Source organism: Pseudomonas sp. SLFW (assembly GCF_009905615.1).
Classification (GTDB): domain Bacteria; phylum Pseudomonadota; class Gammaproteobacteria; order Pseudomonadales; family Pseudomonadaceae; genus Aquipseudomonas; species Aquipseudomonas bambusae.
In genome coordinates this window covers 19,234-38,540 of the sequence record NZ_JAAAKW010000002.1, presented here as the reverse complement: position 1 = coordinate 38,540, position 19,307 = coordinate 19,234, and the positions used below count along the sequence as shown (strand labels likewise).

The window sequence follows — 19,307 nt, the reverse complement described above, 5'->3', positions numbered from 1 at the left end:
CCAGATCTCCTCAGGCCGTGGGGCCTAACCGCCATTGGCCGCGACAGGGCGGACGATGGGCGGCATGCGCGCGGTGATGTCGAACAGCGTGTAAGCGAGCGTCAGGTGTTTCACGTCCTTGGGCAGGTCGCGGTCGATGATGAAACGCACGGGCATCTCGATTCGCTCGCCCGGTTGCAGCATTTGCTGGGTGAAACAGAAGCATTCGGTCTTGTGGAAATACACGGCGGCGGTGCTGGGGGCGATGCTTGGGATCGCCTGGGCAGTCATCGCCTTGCTGGTCGGGTTCTGCGCGACGAACAGCATCTCGTTGACCGCGCCGGGGTGAACGTTCAGCTCCTCGCCCTTGGGATAGAAGCCCCAGACCATTTCTGCCGAGTTGGTGGCCAGAAACTGCACGCGCACCTCACGACTGGCATCGATCTGCTGACTTTGGGTGTACTGATCGCCGGTCTTGCCGTTGATGCCCAGCGCTTTGCACATCACGTCGTAGAGCGGCACCAAGGCGAAGCCGAACGCGAACATCGCCGCCACCAGCACCAGCAGGCGAATGACGAGTCGCGTGTTCGGACGCTCTGCGCAAGTCATGTCATTCGACGTCCGGCGGCGTGACGAAAGTGTGATACGGCGCAGGTGAGGGCACGGTCCACTCAAGGCCATCGGCGCCATCCCAAGGCTTGGCCGGCGCAGGCGGGCCGCCGCGAATGGTCTTTATCACGATGAAGAGGAAGAAAATCTGCGTCGCGCCAAACGTGAATGCGCCAATCGACGAGACCATGTTGAAGTTGGCGAATTGCAGGTTGTAGTCCGGCACCCGACGGGGCATTCCGGCCAGCCCCACGAAGTGCATCGGGAAGAACGCCATGTTCATGCCAACGAAGGACAGCCAGAAATGCAGCTTGCCCAGGGTTTCGTCGTACATGTGGCCGGTCCATTTCGGCAGCCAATAGTAGGCCGACGCGAAGATGCCGAAGATCGCCCCCGGCACCAATACGTAGTGAAAATGCGCGACGACGAAGTAGGTGTCCTGGTACTGGAAGTCGGCGGGCGCAATCGCCAGCATCAGTCCGGAAAAGCCGCCGATGGTGAACAGAATCACGAAGGCTACGGCGAACAGCATGGGCGTCTCGAAGGTCAGCTCGCCCTGCCACATGGTGCTGATCCAGTTGAACACCTTCACACCGGTGGGCACGGCGATCAGCATGGTCGCGTACATGAAGAACAGCTCGCCCACCAACGGGATGCCGACCACGAACATGTGGTGCGCCCAGACGATGAACGACAGGAACGCAATGCTCGCTGTGGCATAAACCATTGAGGTGTAGCCGAACAGCGGCTTGCGCGAAAACGCCGGAATGATCGAACTGACTGCGCCGAACGCGGGCAGGATCATGATGTACACCTCGGGGTGGCCGAAGAACCAGAACACGTGCTGGAACAGCACCGGATCGCCGCCGCCTGCGGCGCTGAAAAAGCTGGTGTGGAAATGGATGTCCATCAGCATCATCGTCACGCACCCGGCCAGCACCGGCATCACGGCGATGAGCAGGAACGCGGTGATCAGCCAGGTCCAGACGAACAGCGGCATTTTCATCAGGGTCATGCCGGGGGCGCGCAGGTTGAGGATGGTGGCGATGACGTTGATCGCGCCCATGATCGAGCTGATGCCCATCAGGTGAATGGCGAAGATGAAGTAGGTGACGCTTTCGGGAGCGTACGTGGTGGAGAGCGGGGCATAGAAGGTCCAGCCAAAATTTGGCCCGCCGCCGGGGGTGAACAGGGTCGAGACCAAGAGCAGAAACGCGGCGGGCAACAGCCAGAAACTGAAGTTGTTCATGCGCGGCAGGGCCATGTCCGGCGCGCCGATCATCAGAGGGATCATCCAGTTTGCCAGCCCGACGAACGCGGGCATCACCGCGCCGAACACCATCACCAAGCCGTGCATCGTGGTCATCTGGTTGAAAAAGGCTGGTTCGACGATTTGCAGACCGGGCTCAAACAGCTCGGCGCGAATCACCATGGCGAATGACCCGCCGAGCAGGAACATGCAGAAGCTGAACCACAGGTACAGCGTGCCGATGTCCTTGTGGTTGGTGGTGAGCACCCAACGCATCAGGCCTTTGGCGGGGCCGTGGGCATGGCCGGCGTGGTCGTCGTGACGGGGATCGTCAATCACTGCGCTCATGTTCTGTCTCCTGCGTAAATCCCGCGCCAAGCCTGAAGCTGTCTAGCGCCATCGAAACCTGTGGGAGCGAATTCATTCGCGATGCGGTCGTCTGGCCGATAGAGATGTGCCGGATGTACGGTCCTTTCGCGAATGAATTCGCTCCCACAGGTCAAAACGCGTACATCTGGCAAACGGTTCATTTCGCAGCCGCCTGTTTCAGCGCCAGCACGTCTTTTGGCGTGACCATGTCGCCTTTGTTGTTGCCCCACGCGTTGCGTTCGTAGGTGACGACGGCGGCGATATCGACCTCCGACAGCTGCTTGCCGAACGCAGCCATGGCAGTGCCCGGCCGACCGTTGAAAACGGTGGCCAGGTGTTCTTCTTTAGGTCCGGTGACCGTTTTAGAGCCCTTGAGCGCCGGGAACATCGGCGGCAGGCCTTGGCCTTCGGCCTGATGACAGGCCACGCAGGTGGTGTGGTAGACCTTGTCGCCCTGAGCCACAAGCTCATCCAGCGTCCAGTCTTTGCTGGTCAGTTCCTTGAGCTTGGCAGCGTCTGCCTTGCGACCGGCGAGCCAGGTGTCGTAGTCAGCCTGGGTCTTGGCCTCGACGACGATGGGCATGAAGCCGTGGTCCTTGCCGCACAGCTCCGAACATTGGCCGCGATAGATGCCAGGCTTCTCGATCCGGGTCCAAGCCTCGTTAACAAAACCGGGGATGGCATCGCGCTTGACGGCAAACGCGGGGACCCACCAGGAATGGATGACGTCAGCCGCCGTCACTAAAAAGCGGATTTTCACCCCGACCGGCACCACCAGCGGCTGATCCACTTCCAGCAGGTAGTGTTCGCCCTTGGCTTCCTTGTTGTGAATCTGATCCTGAGGTGTCGCGAGGTTGCTAAAAAACTCGACGTCCTGACCCAGATATTTGTAATGCCATTTCCACTGGTAGCCGGTGATCTGGATGTCCAGCCCCGACTCCGTGCTGTCGTACATCTGGATCAGGGTTTTGGTCGCGGGGATCGCCATGACGACGAGGATCAGCAGCGGCACAATGGTCCAGAGGATTTCCACCGTGGTGCTTTCATGGAATTTGGCGGCCACCTGACCGGTCGAGCGGCGATGCAAAATCATCGACCAGAACATCGCCCCAAACACAATGATTCCGATCACCACACATATCCAGAAAATGGTCATGTGCAGGCCGAAGACTTCGTGACTGACCTCGGTCGCTCCCGGCGCCATATTCGTGGTCCAGGCGCCGTGCGCCGGACTGAATACCGACCACAACAGGAGCGCCATCCAAACGTGTGGATGTCGCTTCATTGCGGGTTTCCCTCTTTGTTCTTCTTATTGTGTTGCCACAGCGGGCGAGGGAGCGGTCATCAAAGTGCGGTGGACCGGGGCCAGGCCAGCAAATCCGGTGGAGCTACTGCATCACAGACCGAGTATAGACACGCTGTCGCGCTCAGCACGCGGTGGCGTTTTCGCAAAACCGGGCTATACAAGCACGCGTGTAACAAGTTTTTGGCCGGAAAAGCCGAGAAAGTGGCGTTTTAATAGCCAATGCACATAACCGTGAAGTTGTTATGACAATTACGTCTTAGCGCCTTTCATAAGCCAGCTAACGTATGACTTCCCTATAATGACAGCCTGGTTTTATTGCCTTATGGAGCATTCATGAACACCGCCGCGTTGCGCGAGCAGATCACACGAGCACAGGAACACGAGACCCAAACCGGTCAGCTATTGCGCCAACTCGAAGTGCAACTCCCCCATCTGCACCCTGCCATTCACCTTCCTGACGTTGATGCGCGGGGTGTTTTGGCACGTTTTGTCGTGGCCTACATCGATCAAGTTCCGGACTTGCTGGACGCCGCAAACGACGTCGCCGTGCAGGCCGGTATCGAAAGCCAGATCAAACCCGTGCTGAAAATCGCCGAACAATTCTTCAGCGCACCGCCCGCCATCATGGACGGGCACGAAGGGCTCGACAGTCTGTTGGACGAGGCCTATCTGGCTCATCGTCTAGTGGAAGAAGTGAACGACCTCTACATCGTGCATTTCGCCCAACCGCTGATCCCGGTGAACACCACCGTGGCCAGCGTCATCGCTCATCAGTTGATCGGTGAAACGTTTGCGAACCAGCTGGACGAGGTGGTCCACCACGCCATCGATCAATTGCTGGACGAAGACAGCTTTTCGCTGGAGTCAGTGGAAGCCTATCGCGACAAACTCGCCAGCCCCGACACCGACGCCGCGTGGAAACGCTGGCCGAGCCTGTCCCGGCAACTGGGCGTGGGGCTTGAGATGGAATGCGCGAAGGATTGAATCGCCGGCAGACTCTCACATAACACCTGTAGGAGTGAGCTTGCTCGCGATAGCGTCCGGCCTGACAGCCCAGATGCGTCAGACATGCCTGATCGCGAGCAAGCTCACTCCTACAGAGAGGACGCCTGCCTACACATCAATGCAACGCCGCGCCTCCAATTGACGTGCGTATGCGCCCTTCAACCCTCCGTTTCAACAGGCGCTGCTCCAGCAACAGGCGCGAACCCTGTGCTGCGTTGGCACGACCCCATTCCTCCAGCAGCTCCAGGCAGGAATGGTCGATGTAGCTGAGATTGCTCAGCGGCACATGTAACGTCGTGCCGGGCGGAACGTTGCCCAGTGCCTGAGTCAGCGCTGGGACCTTCAGGAACGTCGCGGCGCCGTTCAAGCGCAGTTCCATCTCCCCCTCCGCTTCCAGATCCACCAGATTGATCTTCAACCGCGACGCGTTCAGCGCCAGTTTCACCAGCGTCAGACCAAAGCCGATGAGCACGCCCGTCAGCAAGTCGGTCAGGATGATTGCACTCGCCGTCGCGCCATAAATGAACATCGGCATACGCCCATAACGCCCCAGCCCGCGTAGCGCCTTGAGGTCCACCAATTTCACGCCGGTGTAAACCAGCACACCCGCGAGGCTCGCCACCGGAATGCTCTGCAGCACGCTGGACAGCAGCAACACGAACGCCAGCAACCAAAGCCCGTGAAACATTGCCGACATTCGCGTTTTCGCCCCGGCCTGAACATTGGCCGAGCTGCGCACGATCACACCGGTCATCGGCAATGCACCGACCAGACCGCACAGCATGTTGCCGACGCCTTGGGCGCTGAGTTCCTTGTCGAAGTCAGAGCGCGGACCGTCATGCATGCGATCCACCGCAGCGGCCGAGAGCAGGGTTTCGGCGCTGGCAATGAAAGCGACGGCAATGGCGGCAATGAGAATCGCCGGATCGGTGAGGTTCAGCAGGTCCGCCGGACGCAGCCAGTCGATGGCCTCTGCGAGGTTGGCCGGGACTTCGACCCGCTTCACGTCGAGGGCCATCGCCAGGCTCACCGCCGTGGCAATCCCCACACCGAGCAAGGCGCCTGGCACGAACCGCAGTGCGTGAGGCCGACGCTTTTCCCACAGCCACATCACGGCGATGGTGCCCAACCCCAACAGACCCGCTTGCATACCGCTGCCAGGGCCGATGGCGCCGAAGAGGGTTTGCGGGAAGGCTATCAGGTTGTCCAGACCGGACGGCTTAGGGCCGCTGTCGAACATCACATGGGCCTGGGAGAGCACGATCAGCACGCCAATCCCCGCGAGCATGCCGTACACCACGGCCGGAGCGGTCACGCGAAACCAGCAGCCCAGTTTGAGGCGACCGGCCAGTAATTGCAGCAGACCCGCTAACAGCAGAATCGGCCCCAGCATCGCCATCCCATGTTCACGCACCAACTCGAAGACCAACACTGCCAGCCCCGCTGCAGGACCGCTGACCTGCAACGGCGAACCCGCCAACCAACCCACGACGATGCCGCCGATGATGCCTGTGATCAGTCCTTTTGCCGGAGGCATGCCAGACGCGATAGCGATCCCCATGCACAACGGCAGGGCCACCAGAAACACCACCACGGAAGCCAGCAGCTCCCGTGGTAACAAGGATTTCAGATCTGTACTAGCCATGACGACTCTCCGCAAAAACTTCAGACGTGACAAAGCCGACAGCACGCGCAGTGCGCGGCCGTGAAGGGCTTGATAGAGGGTTGAACCGTCAGGGATGGCGCAGCGTCACAGGGGCGGCGCTGCGCTCATCCAGTGATCAATCAATGATCAGTAACGTCCGCGAGGCAGCGTGGCCATCGGGATTTTCTGGTCGCCGTCCAGCGGCAGAAAGCCGTCCTGTTCAGCGTCGTAAGCGCGGATTTCGCTGGTCTCGATGTCGTAGACCCAACCGTGGATGAACAGTTGGCCGCTCGCCAGTTTCGACGCCACCGACGGGTGAGTGCGCAAATGTTGCAACTGGGCGATGACGTTCTCTTCGGTGAGGACGTGCATGGTTTCGTGTTCGCCGGTGCAGCTGCAGTTGTCCTGAACGACCGTCTTGGCAACTTCGGCATGGCGCAGCCAGGCTTTGACCGTGGGCATCTTTTCCAGCGTGTCCGGATTCAGCACCGCACGCATTGCGCCGCAATCGGAGTGGCCGCAAACAATGATGTGTTGCACGCCCAACGCCAGTACCGCGTATTCGATGGCCGTGGAAACGCCTCCGTTCATCGGACCATAAGGCGGCACGACGTTACCGACGTTACGGGTCACGAACAGGTCGCCCGGGGAGCTTTGCGTAATGAGTTCGGGAACGATGCGCGAATCCGCACAGGTGATGAACATGGCTCGCGGATGCTGGGCGGTCGCCAGCTTCTTGAACAGCTCTTCCTGCTGAGGGAAAACGTCATGACGAAAATGTTTGAAGCCGTCGACGATATGCTGAAGCGCCTCGTCAGCGGATTCAGCCTTGGCCGAGGCTGGGGCCGTGGAAGCTTGAGGTTGTTTATCCCTGTTGCTCATGTCTCATCCTCTCTGTCGGATTGAAGTGGAGTTTCCAGTGATTCCCGTGGATGTCCCACTTTTTTCTGGCATGACGGACAATTCCATCTGTGCGCGACCAGCCGGTCACTTGCGAAACACCTTAGCGATAAAAACTTAATTGAAACTGAATGCATCGCTCTAGATCGCGGGTCTGGCTTTAGAAAATCTAAAGCGATAGCGATACACGCGCCTGTATCAGCTAATGAGACGCCACCCGAGTCACAACAGCGACATCTGACCACCCGGCGGGCAGAACGCTTCACAATCGAGCTTGAAGCTCTCGCGCTGATTCAGCCCCAGTTTCTTCACCGCCATACTGTAGCGTTGCGCCAGCAGTTCAGCGAATACCCCTTCTCCGCGCATTCGAGAACCGAAACGGCTGTCATACACCTGGCCTCCACGGCTCTGCCGAACCAGACTCATCACATGTTCGGCCCGTTGCGGGTAATGGGCCTGCAACCACTCCTCAAACAGCGGCGCGACTTCCAGCGGCAGCCGCAGCATTACGTAGCTTGCGCTCAATGCGCCGGCAGCCTTGGCTTCGGCCATGAGTTTCTCCAGCTCCATGTCGTTGATCATCGGAATCATCGGCGCCAGCAGCACCCCGACCGGCACCCCGGCATCGCGCAACACTCGAATCGCCCGCAGCCTGGCCTTGGGAGCGGCGGCCCGGGGCTCAAGGATGCGTTTGAGCTCATCGTCCAGCGACGTAAGGCTGATGAACACCGACACGAGGTTCTGTTTGGCGAGTTCTGACAGCAGGTCCAGATCCCGCAGGATCAGCGAGCCTTTGGTGATGATCGTTACGGGATGGCGATAACGCAGCAGCACTTCCAGCGTGGCGCGGGTGATTTTGTATTCGCGCTCGATGGGCTGATACGGATCGGTATTGGCGCCCAAGGTGATGGGCGCGACGCTGTAGCCGGGCTTCGACAGCTGCTGTTCGAGCAGCGCAGCGGCGTTGGTCTTGGCGATCAGCTTCGTCTCGAAATCCAGCCCCGGCGACATGTCCCAGTACGCGTGACTGGGGCGTGCGTAGCAATAAATGCAGCCGTGCTCGCAACCGCGATACGGATTGATCGACCGGTCGAAGGGAATGTCAGGAGACGAATTGCGCGCGATGATGCTTTTGGCGGTTTCCAGCGTGACCGTCGTGCCTTGTGTCACGGGCACTTCCTGATACCAGCCGTCGTCTTCGGCCACCGAGCGGTTCGGCGCAAAACGATTGTGAGGGTTGGTGGCCGTACCGCGGCCGCGGGGTGGCAATGGAATGGACATGCAAGCATTCCCGATTACTGTTTATGCATACAGTATCGCGAAATGCATGGCGTCTCTACGCTGCGGCCGGAAAAATCACGCGGCGCCGATCAATGGCGCTCAACGAAGTTTTGACATTTACCTCACGTCGCCTTGACCCCGTAGCGCAGACACTCGCCGCACTCCCATTCCTGCACGCTTGAACGGTACTGCTCAATGCGCCTTCGATTGATCGCTCCGCTGCTTGCCACGCTGTTGGCGACTTCTTTTTGCGCGCTCGCTCAGGCTGACGACGCGTCCTCACCCACGCCGCGCCCCAGCCAGTGGGCCCAGCCGATCGACACGCATTACAACCTCTATCAAATGACCCCAACGCTGTATCGGAGCCGTCAGCCCGACGCTGCTGCACAGCCGCTTTTGAAACAACTGGGCGTGGCGACGGTGGTGGATTTCATCAAGGAAAGTGACAGCAAGTGGCTCTCGGACCCGTCGGTGGCGCAGGTGCAGATTCCGCTGCAGACCGTTCATGTCGACGACGCGGACATTATCCAGAGCTTGCGCGCCATTCAAACGGCGCAAGAAAAGGGGCCAGTGCTGATGCACTGCAAACACGGGCTTGACCGGACGGGCCTGGTGGCCGCGATGTACCGCATTGTCGTGCAGGGTTGGACCAAGCAAGCCGCGCTAGACGAGATGGAACATGGGGGATTTGGGGATGAAGACAGCCTCAAGCATGGCGTCGATTACATCAACAAGGTCGATGTGGATGCTTTGAAAACTGCGCTCAACAGCGGCGCATGCAGCACCAGCGCGTTTGCAAGCTGTGCGATCAAAGGCTGGTTTCAGAAGACAGATGTGGTGGGCGTTCAGACGATTCTCTGGCGATTGTAGCCCCGCCTATCAGCACGGCTTGCCGACGGCCGATTTGAAATCGCTACCGCCCGCAAGCCGGACTGCTTCGGCTTCAGAGAAGAAGACTACTGAGGATCTACCGGCTTCTTGAGCTTCGGATTCGGGAAGAACTGCACCCCTTGCACCTTCGGATCCGCCGGTTTCACCGCAGGTTTGTTGACCCGCGTGCCCAACTCTTTTGGAATTGACTGCCCTTGTGCGTTCAGCGTGTCGGAGTACCCGCAATTCACGCATTCGCGGTGCGGGACGTCGTCTTCGCTCCACATCATCAACTTGTCAGGTTCGCTGCACGCCGGGCAGACCGCCCCGGCGATGAAGCGTTTTTTTGTAATCACGTGCGGTGTATCGGTCATGCTGCCGCGTCCTCGCTCAAGCCGGAATGGCGCAAGAGTGCGTCAATCGAAGGCTCGCGTCCGCGGAAGTCGACGAACAGCACCATCGGCGCTTGCGATCCGCCACGGGCCAGAATCGCCTCGCGGAAGGCACGGCCAGTTTCGGCATTGAGCACGCCGTCTTCTTCGAACTTCGAGAAGGCGTCCGCAGACAGCACTTCAGCCCACTTGTAGCTGTAGTAACCCGCTGCGTAACCGCCCGCGAAAATGTGCGCAAAACTGTTAGGGAAGCGGTTGTACGCCGGTGGACGCATCACCGAGACCTCGTCGCGCACGCCTTCGAGCACTTGCAGCGTGGTGCGACCATCGCCGTGGGTGGCGTGCAGTTCGAAGTCGAACAGCGAGAATTCCAGCTGACGGACCATCATCAGGCCGGACTGGAAGTTCTTCGCCGCGAGCATTTTCTCCAGCAAATCTTGAGGCAGCGGCTCGCCGGTTTCGTAATGACCGGAGATCAACGCCAGGCCTTCCGGCTCCCAGCACCAGTTTTCCATGAACTGACTTGGCAGCTCGACCGCATCCCACGCCACGCCGTTGATGCCCGACGCGCCCGCGTGTTCGACGCGGGTCAACAGGTGGTGCAGGCCATGGCCGAATTCGTGGAACAGGGTCGTCACTTCATCGTGAGTCAGCAGGGCGGGTTTACCCGAATCCGCCGGAGTGAAGTTGCACACCAGATTGGCGACCGGGCTTTGCAGCGAGCCCGCCGAGGTGCGCCGACGGTCACGGGCGCCGTCCATCCACGCGCCGCCACGCTTGTTGGCGCGGGCGTAGAGGTCGAAGAAGAAGCGGCCCACGTGCTGACCGTTTTCCTTGATTTCGAAGAGGCGAACGTCCGGGTGCCAGGTGTCGAAACCTTTCTGCTCGGCGATTTCGATGCCGTACAGTTTTTGTACAATGACGAACAGGCCGCTCAGCACTTTGTCGATCGGGAAGTAAGCGCGCAGGGTTTCCTGGGAAACGCTGTAGCGCTGCTCGCGTAGCTTCTCGCCGTAGAAACCGCTGTCCCAGCTTTGCAGGTCCGGGCAGCCTTGCTCGGCGGCATAGGCCTTGAGCTGTTGCAGGTCCTGCGCGGCGAACGGCTTGCTGCGCTTGGCCAGATCACGCAGGAAGCTCAGCACCTGATCGCTGGACTCGGCCATCTTGGTGGCCAGGCTCAATTCGGAGAAGCTGGCGAAGCCCAACAGTTTGGCCAGTTCCTGACGCAGGTCGAGGATCTGTTCCATCACTGGACCGTTATCGTTCTTACCGGCGTTCGGCCCTTGGTCCGACGCACGGGTGCAGTACGCGGCGTAGACTTCTTCACGCAGCGCGCGGTTCTGGGCGTAGGTCATCACCGCGTAGTAGCTCGGGAACTCCAGAGTAATCAGGTAACCGTCGAGGTCTTTGGCCTGAGCGGCAGCGGCCATTTGCGCCTTGGCTGAATCGGTCAGCCCGGCGAGAGCGGCTTCATCGGTGATGTGCTTGGTCCAGGCCTGAGTCGCGTCGAGCAGTTGGTTAGAGAACTGGCTGCCCAGCTCCGACAGCTTGCTCTGCACTTCGGCATAGCGCTTCTGCTGCTCGGGCGGAAGGTCGATGCCCGACAGGCGGAAATCACGCAGCGAGTGTTCCAGAATGGTTTTTTGCGCAACGTCGAAACCAGCAGCTTCCGGGCTGTTCGCCAAGGCTTCGAAGGCCTGGAACAGCTCACGGTTCTGGCCCATTTCGGTCGAGTACGCGCTCAACGCAGGCAGGCACGACTCGTAGGCTTCGCGGAGTTCGGCGCTGTTGCGCACGGCGTTGAGGTGGCTGACCGGGCTCCAGGCGGCGCCCAGACGATCATTCAGCTCGTCCATCGCCAGCACCAGGCCAGCCCATGTAGGCTGAGCACCTTGCTTGGCGAGGATGTCGGCAATCGCGGCGCGGTTGTCGGCGAGAATCTGGTCAATGGCAGGTTTTACGTGCTCGGCGCGAATCGCCGAGAAAGGTGGCAGGTCGTAGGGTTGCAAAAGAGGGTTGTTCGCGCTCACGGTTTGGCACCTTGGCTGGAAGAAACACCCGAGCATCTTAATTACAATCGGCGCTGACCGCAGCTATCTAACAGGGATAGCCTTGCTATCAATGCCAGAGAAGGAGCCTATCGTGGCCATTCGCACGTTCCAGAATCACACGCCAGCCCTTGGCGAACGGGCCTTTGTCGATCATTCGGCGGTTGTCATCGGCGATGTCGAAATCGGCGCCGACAGTTCGGTCTGGCCGCTGACGGTGGTTCGAGGCGACATGCACCGCATCCGCATCGGCGCACGTACCAGCGTTCAGGACGGCAGCGTGCTGCACATCACCCACGCCGGGCCGTTCAACCCGGACGGGTTTCCGCTGCTGATCGGCGATGAAGTGACCATTGGCCACAAGGCGATGTTGCATGGTTGCACGGTGGGTAACCGCATTCTGATCGGCATGGGCACGACCATCATGGACGGTGCTGTCGTGGAGGATGAGGTGATCATCGGTGCGGGCAGTCTGGTGCCGCCAGGCAAGCGTCTGGAAAGCGGCTTTCTGTACGTGGGCCGTCCGGTGAAACAGGTTCGCCCGCTGACGGAAAAGGAAATCGCCTTCTTCCCTTACAGCGCGACCAATTATGTGAAGCTCAAGGATCAGCATTTGGCTGAGGGTTTCGACAAGCCTTGATTGACAACGTCAATGTCCCTGAACACTGATTAACCTGTGGGAGCGAATTCATTCGCGATACGTCGGTACAGCCAAAAAAATATCTATCGGATGTAACGGCCTCTGGCGAATAAATTCGCTCCCACAGGGTTGTGTGGTCCCACAGGGTTCGTGCGCCACCAAGCGATTCACCTCACGCTTCTGAGAGACGACATGCATTACCAGAATATTCTGTTCGACCTGGACGGCACTCTGACCGATCCGCGCGAAGGCATTACCCGCTCGATTCAGTTCGCCTTGAGCAAACTGGGCATCGACGAACCCGACATCACACAGCTTGAACACTTCATCGGCCCGCCGCTGCTGCAGCAATTCATGCGCGCCTATGACTTTGACGAGGCGAAGGCCTGGGAGGCGGTGGGCTTCTACCGCGAGCGCTTCAAGGTCACCGGGCTGTACGAAAACCTTGTGTTCGATGGCGTGTTCGAACTGCTCGACCTGCTGTCGGATCAAGGCCGCACGCTGTTCATCGCGACGTCCAAGCCGTGGGTGTTCGCCCATGAGATCGCTCGCCATTTTGACTTCGCCCGGCACTTCAAGCTGATCTACGGCAGCGAGCTGGACGGCACTAGGACTGACAAGGTCGAGTTGATCCGGCATGTGCTGGACGAGGAAAAGCTCGATCCCAAGCAGACCTTGATGATCGGCGACCGCAAGCATGATTTGATCGGTGGCAAGCGCAACGGGCTGGATGTGGCGGCGGTGGGGTATGGGTTTGGCAGTCGGGAAGAACTGGCGGCCGAAGCGCCGACGTATCATTTCGAATCGTTGAAGGCTCTGCACCAGGCGTTTCTCAAATCCCGATAACGCCGCGTAACGGATAACACTGCAGAAGCGCAATCTCGGCAGCCAGAGGAATCCGTAAACAACCAGAGGTTTGTTGTTTGCGCCCCCGCCGCTATCATCCCTCGCATCTTGCGAGGGGATTGACTGATGCTGAACGGCCTATGGCTTGGTTTTTTTGTGGTCGCGGCCATTTCCGCGCTGGCGCAATGGCTGGTGGGAGGGAACGCCGGGATCTTCGCCGCGATGGTCGAAAGCATCTTCGCGATGGCCAAGCTCTCGGTCGAGGTCATGGTTCTGCTGTTCGGCACCCTCACCCTCTGGCTCGGCTTTCTCAACATCGCTGAAAAGGCGGGAATCGTCGATTGGCTCGGTAAAGTTCTCGCGCCGCTGTTTCATCGTCTGATGCCCGAAGTCCCTCGCGGCCATCCGGCATTGGGCCTGATCACCCTCAACTTTGCGGCCAATGCGCTCGGTCTGGACAACGCGGCAACGCCCATCGGGCTCAAGGCCATGCGCTCGTTGCAGGAACTGAACCCCAGCCAGACCGTCGCCAGCAATGCGCAGATCCTGTTTCTGGTGCTCAACGCCTCTTCCCTGACCCTGCTCCCCGTCACCATCTTCATGTACCGCGCCCAACAAGGCGCGCTCGATCCGACCATGGTTTTCCTGCCGATCCTGCTGGCCACCAGCGCTTCGACCCTCGTCGGCCTGCTCTCGGTGGCGTTCATGCAGCGACTGCGTCTGTGGGACCCGGTGGTGCTGGCTTATCTGATTCCCGGCGCGCTGCTGTTGGGCGGTTTCATGGCGATCCTCGCCGGTTTGTCGGCCACGGCGCTGTCGAGCCTGTCGTCGATCCTGGGCAACGTCACGCTGTTCGGCATCATCATGCTGTTTCTGGTGGTCGGCGCGCTGCGCAAGGTCAAGGTGTACGAAACGTTCGTCGAGGGCGCAAAAGAAGGCTTCGACGTGGCGAAAAACCTGCTGCCGTATCTGGTGGCGATGCTCTGTGCAGTGGGCGTGTTGCGTGCGTCCGGAGCGTTGGACTTGATTCTGGAAGGCATCCGCCACGCCATCCAGTGGATGGGCCTGGACACCCGTTTCGTCGATGCCCTGCCCACCGCGCTGGTCAAGCCGTTCTCAGGCAGCGCGGCGCGGGCCATGCTCATCGAGACCATGAAAACCCAAGGTGTGGACAGCTTCCCGGCGCTGGTGGCCGCAACCATTCAGGGCAGCACGGAAACCACCTTCTACGTGCTGGCCGTGTACTTCGGCGCGGTCGGTATCCAGCGCGCCCGTCACGCCGTGGGTTGCGCCTTGCTGGCGGAACTGTCCGGTGTGATCGCGGCCATCGCGGTCTGCTATTGGTTCTTCGGCTCGGCAGCGTAACGCCGCTGGCCCTGCTCCACGGTCCATTGCAGCACTTGGGCGGTTAGGGCATCGCTGGCCTGCCCGAAGCCCGCTACCACGGCTGAGACGGGCTTGTCGGTCACCGGCTGATGCACCTCGAAGCGGCGGCTGGCGATGATGCGCTGATGATCATCGACAAGCCGCGCGTCCAGACGAATCACCACGTCGACGGCGGTGCCCCGGTATTCGCTCTGAAACGCCTGCAACTCCCCGCCCAGCTCGAAATCCGCCTGCAGGTTGCTGTCGTCAGTGCTGATCGATTGCACGCGGCCGTCGCGATAGAACGCATCAGTCAGCCGGTTGCGCAGCAGCACAGGGGCCGGATCGCTCCAGCGCGCGCCTTTATAGCTGCTGATCACGTCGCCCTGGGGAATAACCGCGATGCGTGGACTGTCGAGCGTTTCGCTGGCTTTGGGTCTCGCCACGCGCAATGACCAATCGACAGGGGCCGTAACCTTGCTGGCGGTCGAGGCCGTGGGCAAGCGGTATACGTCTGATGGTTCCTGTTTGGGCAGGATCGAACAGGCCGTCATCGACAAGGCCGAGGACATCAGCGCACTCGCGAGCAACAGCCGGGTAAAGGAATGACGGGCAAGCCTCATGGCTCGAACTCCTTGTTCTTGTCGCTACCGAGCAGGTAGCCGCTGGGGTTGGCGTTCAGGCTGCGGGAAATGGTCTTGAGCGAGGCCAGCGTTTCACGCAGCTCGCGAATCGCCGGACCCAGTTCACCCAGCCCCTGGAGCCCGCCATCCACCGACCCTTTATTCGCCTTGATCAACTGATTGATGGTATCGGTGCTCTGCTGCAACGACACCATCGCCGCCTGCCCGGTGGCGATGGCCTGTTTGCCATCGACCGTGAACAGAATGTTGGCGTTGCGCATTGCAGTGGATGTCTGATCCAGCGTGCTGCTGGCCTGCTTACTCAGCGCCAGCAATTGCTTGAGGGTCTGACGAATGTCGTCGCGCTGGTCAGCAATCACTGCCGTGGTCTGCTCCAGATGATCCATGGTCTTGGTCAGCGCCTGAACGTTCTTGGACGACAAGAGCTCGTTGGCGTTGTGCAGCAGCGTGTTGATTCCGGTGAGCAGGTCGTTGCTGTCATTGAGCAGCCGCGAGATGGGCGAAGGCGAGGCAATGATTTCCGGCAAATTGCCGTCTTCGCCCTTGAGCGGTTCGCTCTGGGGCGTGCCGCCGCTGAGCTGAATGATCGACGTGCCGGTGATCCCGGCGAGGGCCAGTTTGGCGAAGGTGTCGCGTTTGATCGGGGTTTCTCCGGCGACGCGAATCTGCGCCAGCACGCGGCGCGGGTCTTGCGGGTCCAGCCGCAGATTGACCACGTCACCCACCTTGATCCCGCTGTACTGCACGGGGCTGCCCCGAGACAGACCGGTGACGGCCTCGTTAAACACCACCTGATAATCCTTGAACGCCGTGTCTACGCTGGACTTGGCCAGCCACAGGCCGAACAGCAACGCAGCGGCGACCACGATCACCGTGAACAGGCCGATCAAAACGTGATGGGCGCGGGTTTCCATCATGAGACCTCGTGTGGGTGGGTGGCCGCTGCATAGGCCGAGCGGCCGCGCGGGCCGTGGAAGTATTCGTGAATCCAATCGTCTTTGTAGGCCGACACCTTGTCGATGTTGTCGGCCACCAGCACCCGTTTCTGGGCTAGCACGGCGACCCGGTCGGTGATGGTGTAGAGAGTGTCCAGATCGTGCGTGACCATGAACACGCTCAAGCCCAGCGCATCACGCAGGGTCAGGATCAGTTGATCGAAGGCGCCTGCGCCAATCGGATCGAGCCCGGCGGTAGGTTCATCGAGAAACAGAATGTCCGGGTCCAGCGCCAACGCCCGGGCCAGCGCGGCACGCTTGATCATCCCGCCGGACAGCGACGCCGGGTACTTATGCGCCGCAGACAACGGCAAGCCGGACAGGGCCATTTTAATTCCGGCGAGATGTTCGGCTTCTTCACGGCTCAGCCCCGCATGCTCGATCAGCGGCAGAGCAACGTTCTCAGTAATGGTCAACGAAGAAAACAACGCGCCTTTCTGAAACAGCACGCCGAAACGTCGTTCAACCTGCGAGCGCGCCTTATCCGGGAGATTCAGCAAGTCCTGACCCAATACTCGGACATTTCCCTCAGCCGGTCGCTGCAAGCCGACGATGCTGCGCAGCAATACCGATTTGCCACTGCCGGAGCCGCCCACCACGGCGAGGATTTCCCCGCGATACAGGTCCAGATCGAGGTTTTCGTGCACCACCTGCGGGCCGAAGCGGTTGCACAGGCCGCGTACCTGAATCACGGCTTCGGTGGGTTGAACGCAACGTCGGGTCACCAGCCAATCTCCATGAAGAACATCGCCGCCAATGCGTCCAGCACGATGACGACGAAAATCGACTGCACCACGCTTGACGTCGTGTGAGCGCCCACCGACTCCGCGCTGCCCTCGACCTTGAAGCCTTCCAGGCACCCAATCGCGGCAATGAAGAAAGCGAAGATCGGCGCTTTGACGATCCCCACCAGAAAATGCTGCACGCCGATATCCGCCTGCATCAGCGACAGAAACATCGCGGGCGAAATCCCCAGCGAGAGCGCGCACACCACACCACCGCCGACGATGCCGCAGATCATCGCCAGAAAGGTCAGTATTGGCAGTGAGATGAGCAAGGCAAGCACGCGGGGCAAGACCAGCATTTCCGTAGGACTCAGCCCCAGCGTCTGTAAGGCGTCCAGCTCTTCGTTGGCTTTCATCGAGCCGATCTGGGCCGTGAAGGCGCTGGCGGTGCGGCCTGCCAACAGAATCGCCGTCAGCAGCACCGCGAACTCCCGCAGGAACGAGAAGCCGATGAGATCGACGGTGAAGATCGTCGCGCCGAAGGCCTTGAGAACGGTAGCACCGAGGAACGCCACCACAGCACCGACCATGAACGTTAGCAGCGCGACAATGGGCGCCGCGTCCAGGCCGATTTGTTCGATGTGGGCGATCACCGAGGTGGTGCGCCAGCGTCGAGGGCGGAACATCGTCGCGACGAAGGTTTGCAGGATCAGCCCGATGAAGCCGAGCAGTTGCAGCGTGTCGCGCCAGAGCACCTCTACCGCCGAACCAACTCGTGCCAACAGTTGGGTGCCGACGGCGACTTCCGGGTCTTTCAGTGGCTGGCAATAATCGTGAAGGGCGCTCTGGATGGTCTGCATCAGGGCGCGGCTGGACTCTGGAAGATTGGGAGCCTGAACCGCCAGAAGCCGCAAGCGTTGCGCGCCCAGCAACTCGACCAGCAGCGACGCCCCGGCTGTGTCGAGGGCGCCCAATCGGCTCATGTCCACGTGCGTCGCAGAACTGAAACCGTCGCTCAAGGCATCGGTCTGCCGCTTCAGATCGTGGTAGTGGGCAAGCGTCCAGTCCCCGACTATCCACAGCTGCGTGGGTTGAGTCGAAGTATCCAGTACGGCGCTGCCCGGTGCCTTGGGCGTGTGGGTAACCAGGTCGGTCGTTGGGGTCATGCACGAGCTTAGTTGGTTTTGGCCGGTGCGGGCGAGCTCGATGATGGCTTATCGTCATCTCCCTTGTCGTCATCCGAATCAGACGAACCCAACGTATCTGCATTGGGCTTCAAACCTGCTGGTTTGATCTTTTTGCGAGTCACCGCAGGCTGATCGGTGTCGGTCACCTGGAAGCGCAATACGCCGATCATCTGGCCATCCTCTGTCAGCACTCTCACCTGCCATTTGCCGAGCACGTCCGGCGGGAAATTCTGTTTGTGTGTCCACGCCCGATAGCCTTCCTTACGTCCGCCGTGAATGTCTAGAGCGATTCGGTCCACTTCTTCGCCGTTGTGGCGCCAAACGTGATAAATCCGCTCGTCCAGACCGCGAGGCGCGTTGATCGAGGTGTAAGCGTAAAGGCCGCTGCTGCGCAGTTGGTTGACGCCGATTTCCTGAATGCTTTCGCCGGGGGTGCGGTTCTGGTTGTCGAACTGAGTGCTCACGGCCACTTCGGTCATCCACAGCGTCGCCGGTGGCACCCACGATCGCAGCAACCAGCCCGCGCCGCCGATGGCCAGCGTCAGGATCACCAGGCCGACACCGCGCTTCCAGTTGGTGACGGGGAAGCTCGACGCGAGACTCGGAATGGACAGCAGCATGGCGGTCGCCAACGCCAGTTTGTAACTCTCGGCGGTGGTCAGGTGCAGGATGATCGGCAGCGCGGTGAGCATCGCCGCGAACAGCGTCAGGGTGTGCAGCGCCAGAAACAGCCACCGCCGGGGCGCCAGCCATTTGTAATACAGCGGATCGATGATCGAAATCAGCCCTGCCACGGCTAGCAACCCGGTGAACGCGAGCTGGCCGCTATTCCAGGTCGTGGTGATGGAAAAGAACGGCAGGACAAAAAACAGACTTTCCTGATGGATCATCTGCGTGGCGTAGCGCAACAGCGGCTGAGGGATTTCGCGTTTGAGGAGTTTGGCGATGAGCCTGACAGCGCTGTTTTCCACCATCAACCAAAGCCAACTGATCAGCAGGATGATCGCGATCCAGCTAGCGGGCCGTGCCTGGCGATCAACGAGGATGAAACTGCCAACCCCAGAACAAAACCCGAACAGCGCGATCAGGCCCGGATAGCGTTTGATGAACTCCAGCACACGCTGTACGAGGGAGTTCTGCATCAGAGCGTTGAGGTCCGGCATTTCGGTGATCACTTCGGCTGTAGGAAAAAAATCCTTGGCAGGATACCAATGCTGAGACGTAGCGTTGACTGCTTTTGATTCTGCCGAAC

Annotated in this window: 18 protein-coding genes; 5 read left to right on the top strand and 13 right to left on the bottom strand. The window is 60.1% G+C overall.

Annotated elements, in window-relative coordinates; all coding sequences use genetic code 11:
• Positions 1–24: 24 nt before the first annotated feature.
• The 3 genes from GVN17_RS03520 to coxB form a co-directional block, all read right to left on the bottom strand.
• Positions 25–588, bottom strand: a complete 564-nt coding sequence (locus GVN17_RS03520) for a cytochrome c oxidase assembly protein (RefSeq protein WP_166593858.1) — start codon at positions 586–588, stop codon at positions 25–27.
• Between the two features lies 1 nt (position 589).
• The gene (gene ctaD / locus GVN17_RS03515) at positions 590–2,185 is read right to left on the bottom strand and encodes a cytochrome c oxidase subunit I (protein ID WP_166593857.1); all 1,596 of its coding nucleotides are present in this window, start codon (positions 2,183–2,185) and stop codon (positions 590–592) included.
• 178 nt (positions 2,186–2,363) lie between these two features.
• Entirely contained in the window at positions 2,364–3,491 is a 1,128-nt protein-coding gene (gene coxB / locus GVN17_RS03510; RefSeq protein ID WP_166593856.1) for a cytochrome c oxidase subunit II, read from the bottom strand.
• A 354-nt stretch (positions 3,492–3,845) separates the two neighbouring features.
• On the opposite strand from coxB, the gene GVN17_RS03505 reads away from it, so the two are divergent.
• On the top strand, positions 3,846–4,496 hold the full coding sequence (locus tag GVN17_RS03505) for a hypothetical protein (RefSeq protein ID WP_166593855.1): 651 nt from the start codon (positions 3,846–3,848) through the stop codon (positions 4,494–4,496).
• Positions 4,497–4,632: 136 nt separating this feature from the next.
• Here the strand turns inward: GVN17_RS03505 and GVN17_RS03500 are convergent, their stop codons facing one another.
• The 3 genes from GVN17_RS03500 to GVN17_RS03490 form a co-directional block, all read right to left on the bottom strand.
• On the bottom strand, positions 4,633–6,162 hold the full coding sequence (locus GVN17_RS03500; RefSeq protein WP_166593854.1) for a SulP family inorganic anion transporter: 1,530 nt from the start codon (positions 6,160–6,162) through the stop codon (positions 4,633–4,635).
• Positions 6,163–6,309: 147 nt separating this feature from the next.
• Complete coding sequence (locus tag GVN17_RS03495; protein ID WP_166593853.1) at positions 6,310–7,044, bottom strand: carbonic anhydrase; 735 nt, start codon at positions 7,042–7,044, stop codon at positions 6,310–6,312.
• A 240-nt stretch (positions 7,045–7,284) separates the two neighbouring features.
• Positions 7,285–8,343 (bottom strand): PA0069 family radical SAM protein, encoded by a 1,059-nt coding sequence (locus GVN17_RS03490; protein WP_166593852.1) that lies wholly within the window; start codon positions 8,341–8,343, stop codon positions 7,285–7,287.
• Between the two features lie 195 nt (positions 8,344–8,538).
• Between GVN17_RS03490 and GVN17_RS03485 the strand changes: the two genes are divergently transcribed.
• On the top strand, positions 8,539–9,213 hold the full coding sequence (locus GVN17_RS03485) for a dual specificity protein phosphatase family protein (RefSeq protein WP_166593851.1): 675 nt from the start codon (positions 8,539–8,541) through the stop codon (positions 9,211–9,213).
• 86 nt (positions 9,214–9,299) lie between these two features.
• Here the strand turns inward: GVN17_RS03485 and GVN17_RS03480 are convergent, their stop codons facing one another.
• Together GVN17_RS03480 and prlC are read right to left on the bottom strand one after the other, a co-directional pair.
• A complete protein-coding gene (locus GVN17_RS03480) occupies positions 9,300–9,587 on the bottom strand; it encodes a YheV family putative zinc ribbon protein (RefSeq protein WP_166593850.1) in 288 nt (95 codons plus the stop codon).
• The gene (prlC, locus tag GVN17_RS03475; RefSeq protein ID WP_166593849.1) at positions 9,584–11,671 is read right to left on the bottom strand and encodes an oligopeptidase A; all 2,088 of its coding nucleotides are present in this window, start codon (positions 11,669–11,671) and stop codon (positions 9,584–9,586) included. Before prlC ends, GVN17_RS03480 begins: the two co-directional genes overlap by 4 nt.
• Before the next feature lie 76 nt (positions 11,672–11,747).
• Between prlC and GVN17_RS03470 the strand changes: the two genes are divergently transcribed.
• From GVN17_RS03470 to GVN17_RS03460, 3 genes are all read left to right on the top strand, one after another.
• A complete protein-coding gene (locus GVN17_RS03470) occupies positions 11,748–12,293 on the top strand; it encodes a gamma carbonic anhydrase family protein (RefSeq protein WP_166593848.1) in 546 nt (181 codons plus the stop codon).
• Between the two features lie 192 nt (positions 12,294–12,485).
• Positions 12,486–13,139, top strand: a complete 654-nt coding sequence (locus GVN17_RS03465) for an HAD family hydrolase (protein WP_166593847.1) — start codon at positions 12,486–12,488, stop codon at positions 13,137–13,139.
• A gap of 126 nt (positions 13,140–13,265) precedes the next feature.
• On the top strand, positions 13,266–14,504 hold the full coding sequence (locus GVN17_RS03460; protein WP_166593846.1) for a nucleoside recognition domain-containing protein: 1,239 nt from the start codon (positions 13,266–13,268) through the stop codon (positions 14,502–14,504).
• Here GVN17_RS03460 and GVN17_RS03455 read toward each other — a convergent pair.
• From GVN17_RS03455 to GVN17_RS03435, 5 genes are read right to left on the bottom strand one after another with little or no spacing between them, the layout of a single operon-like run.
• Positions 14,477–15,127 carry an ABC-type transport auxiliary lipoprotein family protein gene (locus GVN17_RS03455; protein WP_166593845.1) on the bottom strand — a complete coding sequence of 217 codons (651 nt, stop codon included), beginning with the start codon at positions 15,125–15,127 and terminating at the stop codon, positions 14,477–14,479. The genes GVN17_RS03460 and GVN17_RS03455 overlap by 28 nt on opposite strands.
• Complete coding sequence (locus GVN17_RS03450; RefSeq protein WP_166594267.1) at positions 15,124–16,062, bottom strand: MlaD family protein; 939 nt, start codon at positions 16,060–16,062, stop codon at positions 15,124–15,126. The genes GVN17_RS03455 and GVN17_RS03450 overlap by 4 nt, the downstream gene beginning before the upstream one ends.
• Complete coding sequence (locus GVN17_RS03445) at positions 16,062–16,868, bottom strand: ATP-binding cassette domain-containing protein (protein WP_166593844.1); 807 nt, start codon at positions 16,866–16,868, stop codon at positions 16,062–16,064. The genes GVN17_RS03450 and GVN17_RS03445 overlap by 1 nt, the downstream gene beginning before the upstream one ends.
• Positions 16,865–18,034 (bottom strand): ABC transporter permease, encoded by a 1,170-nt coding sequence (locus tag GVN17_RS03440; RefSeq protein ID WP_166593843.1) that lies wholly within the window; start codon positions 18,032–18,034, stop codon positions 16,865–16,867. Before GVN17_RS03440 ends, GVN17_RS03445 begins: the two co-directional genes overlap by 4 nt.
• Positions 18,035–18,042: 8 nt before the next feature.
• Complete coding sequence (locus tag GVN17_RS03435) at positions 18,043–19,197, bottom strand: DUF5924 family protein (protein ID WP_256665086.1); 1,155 nt, start codon at positions 19,195–19,197, stop codon at positions 18,043–18,045.
• Positions 19,198–19,307: the final 110 nt, after the last annotated feature.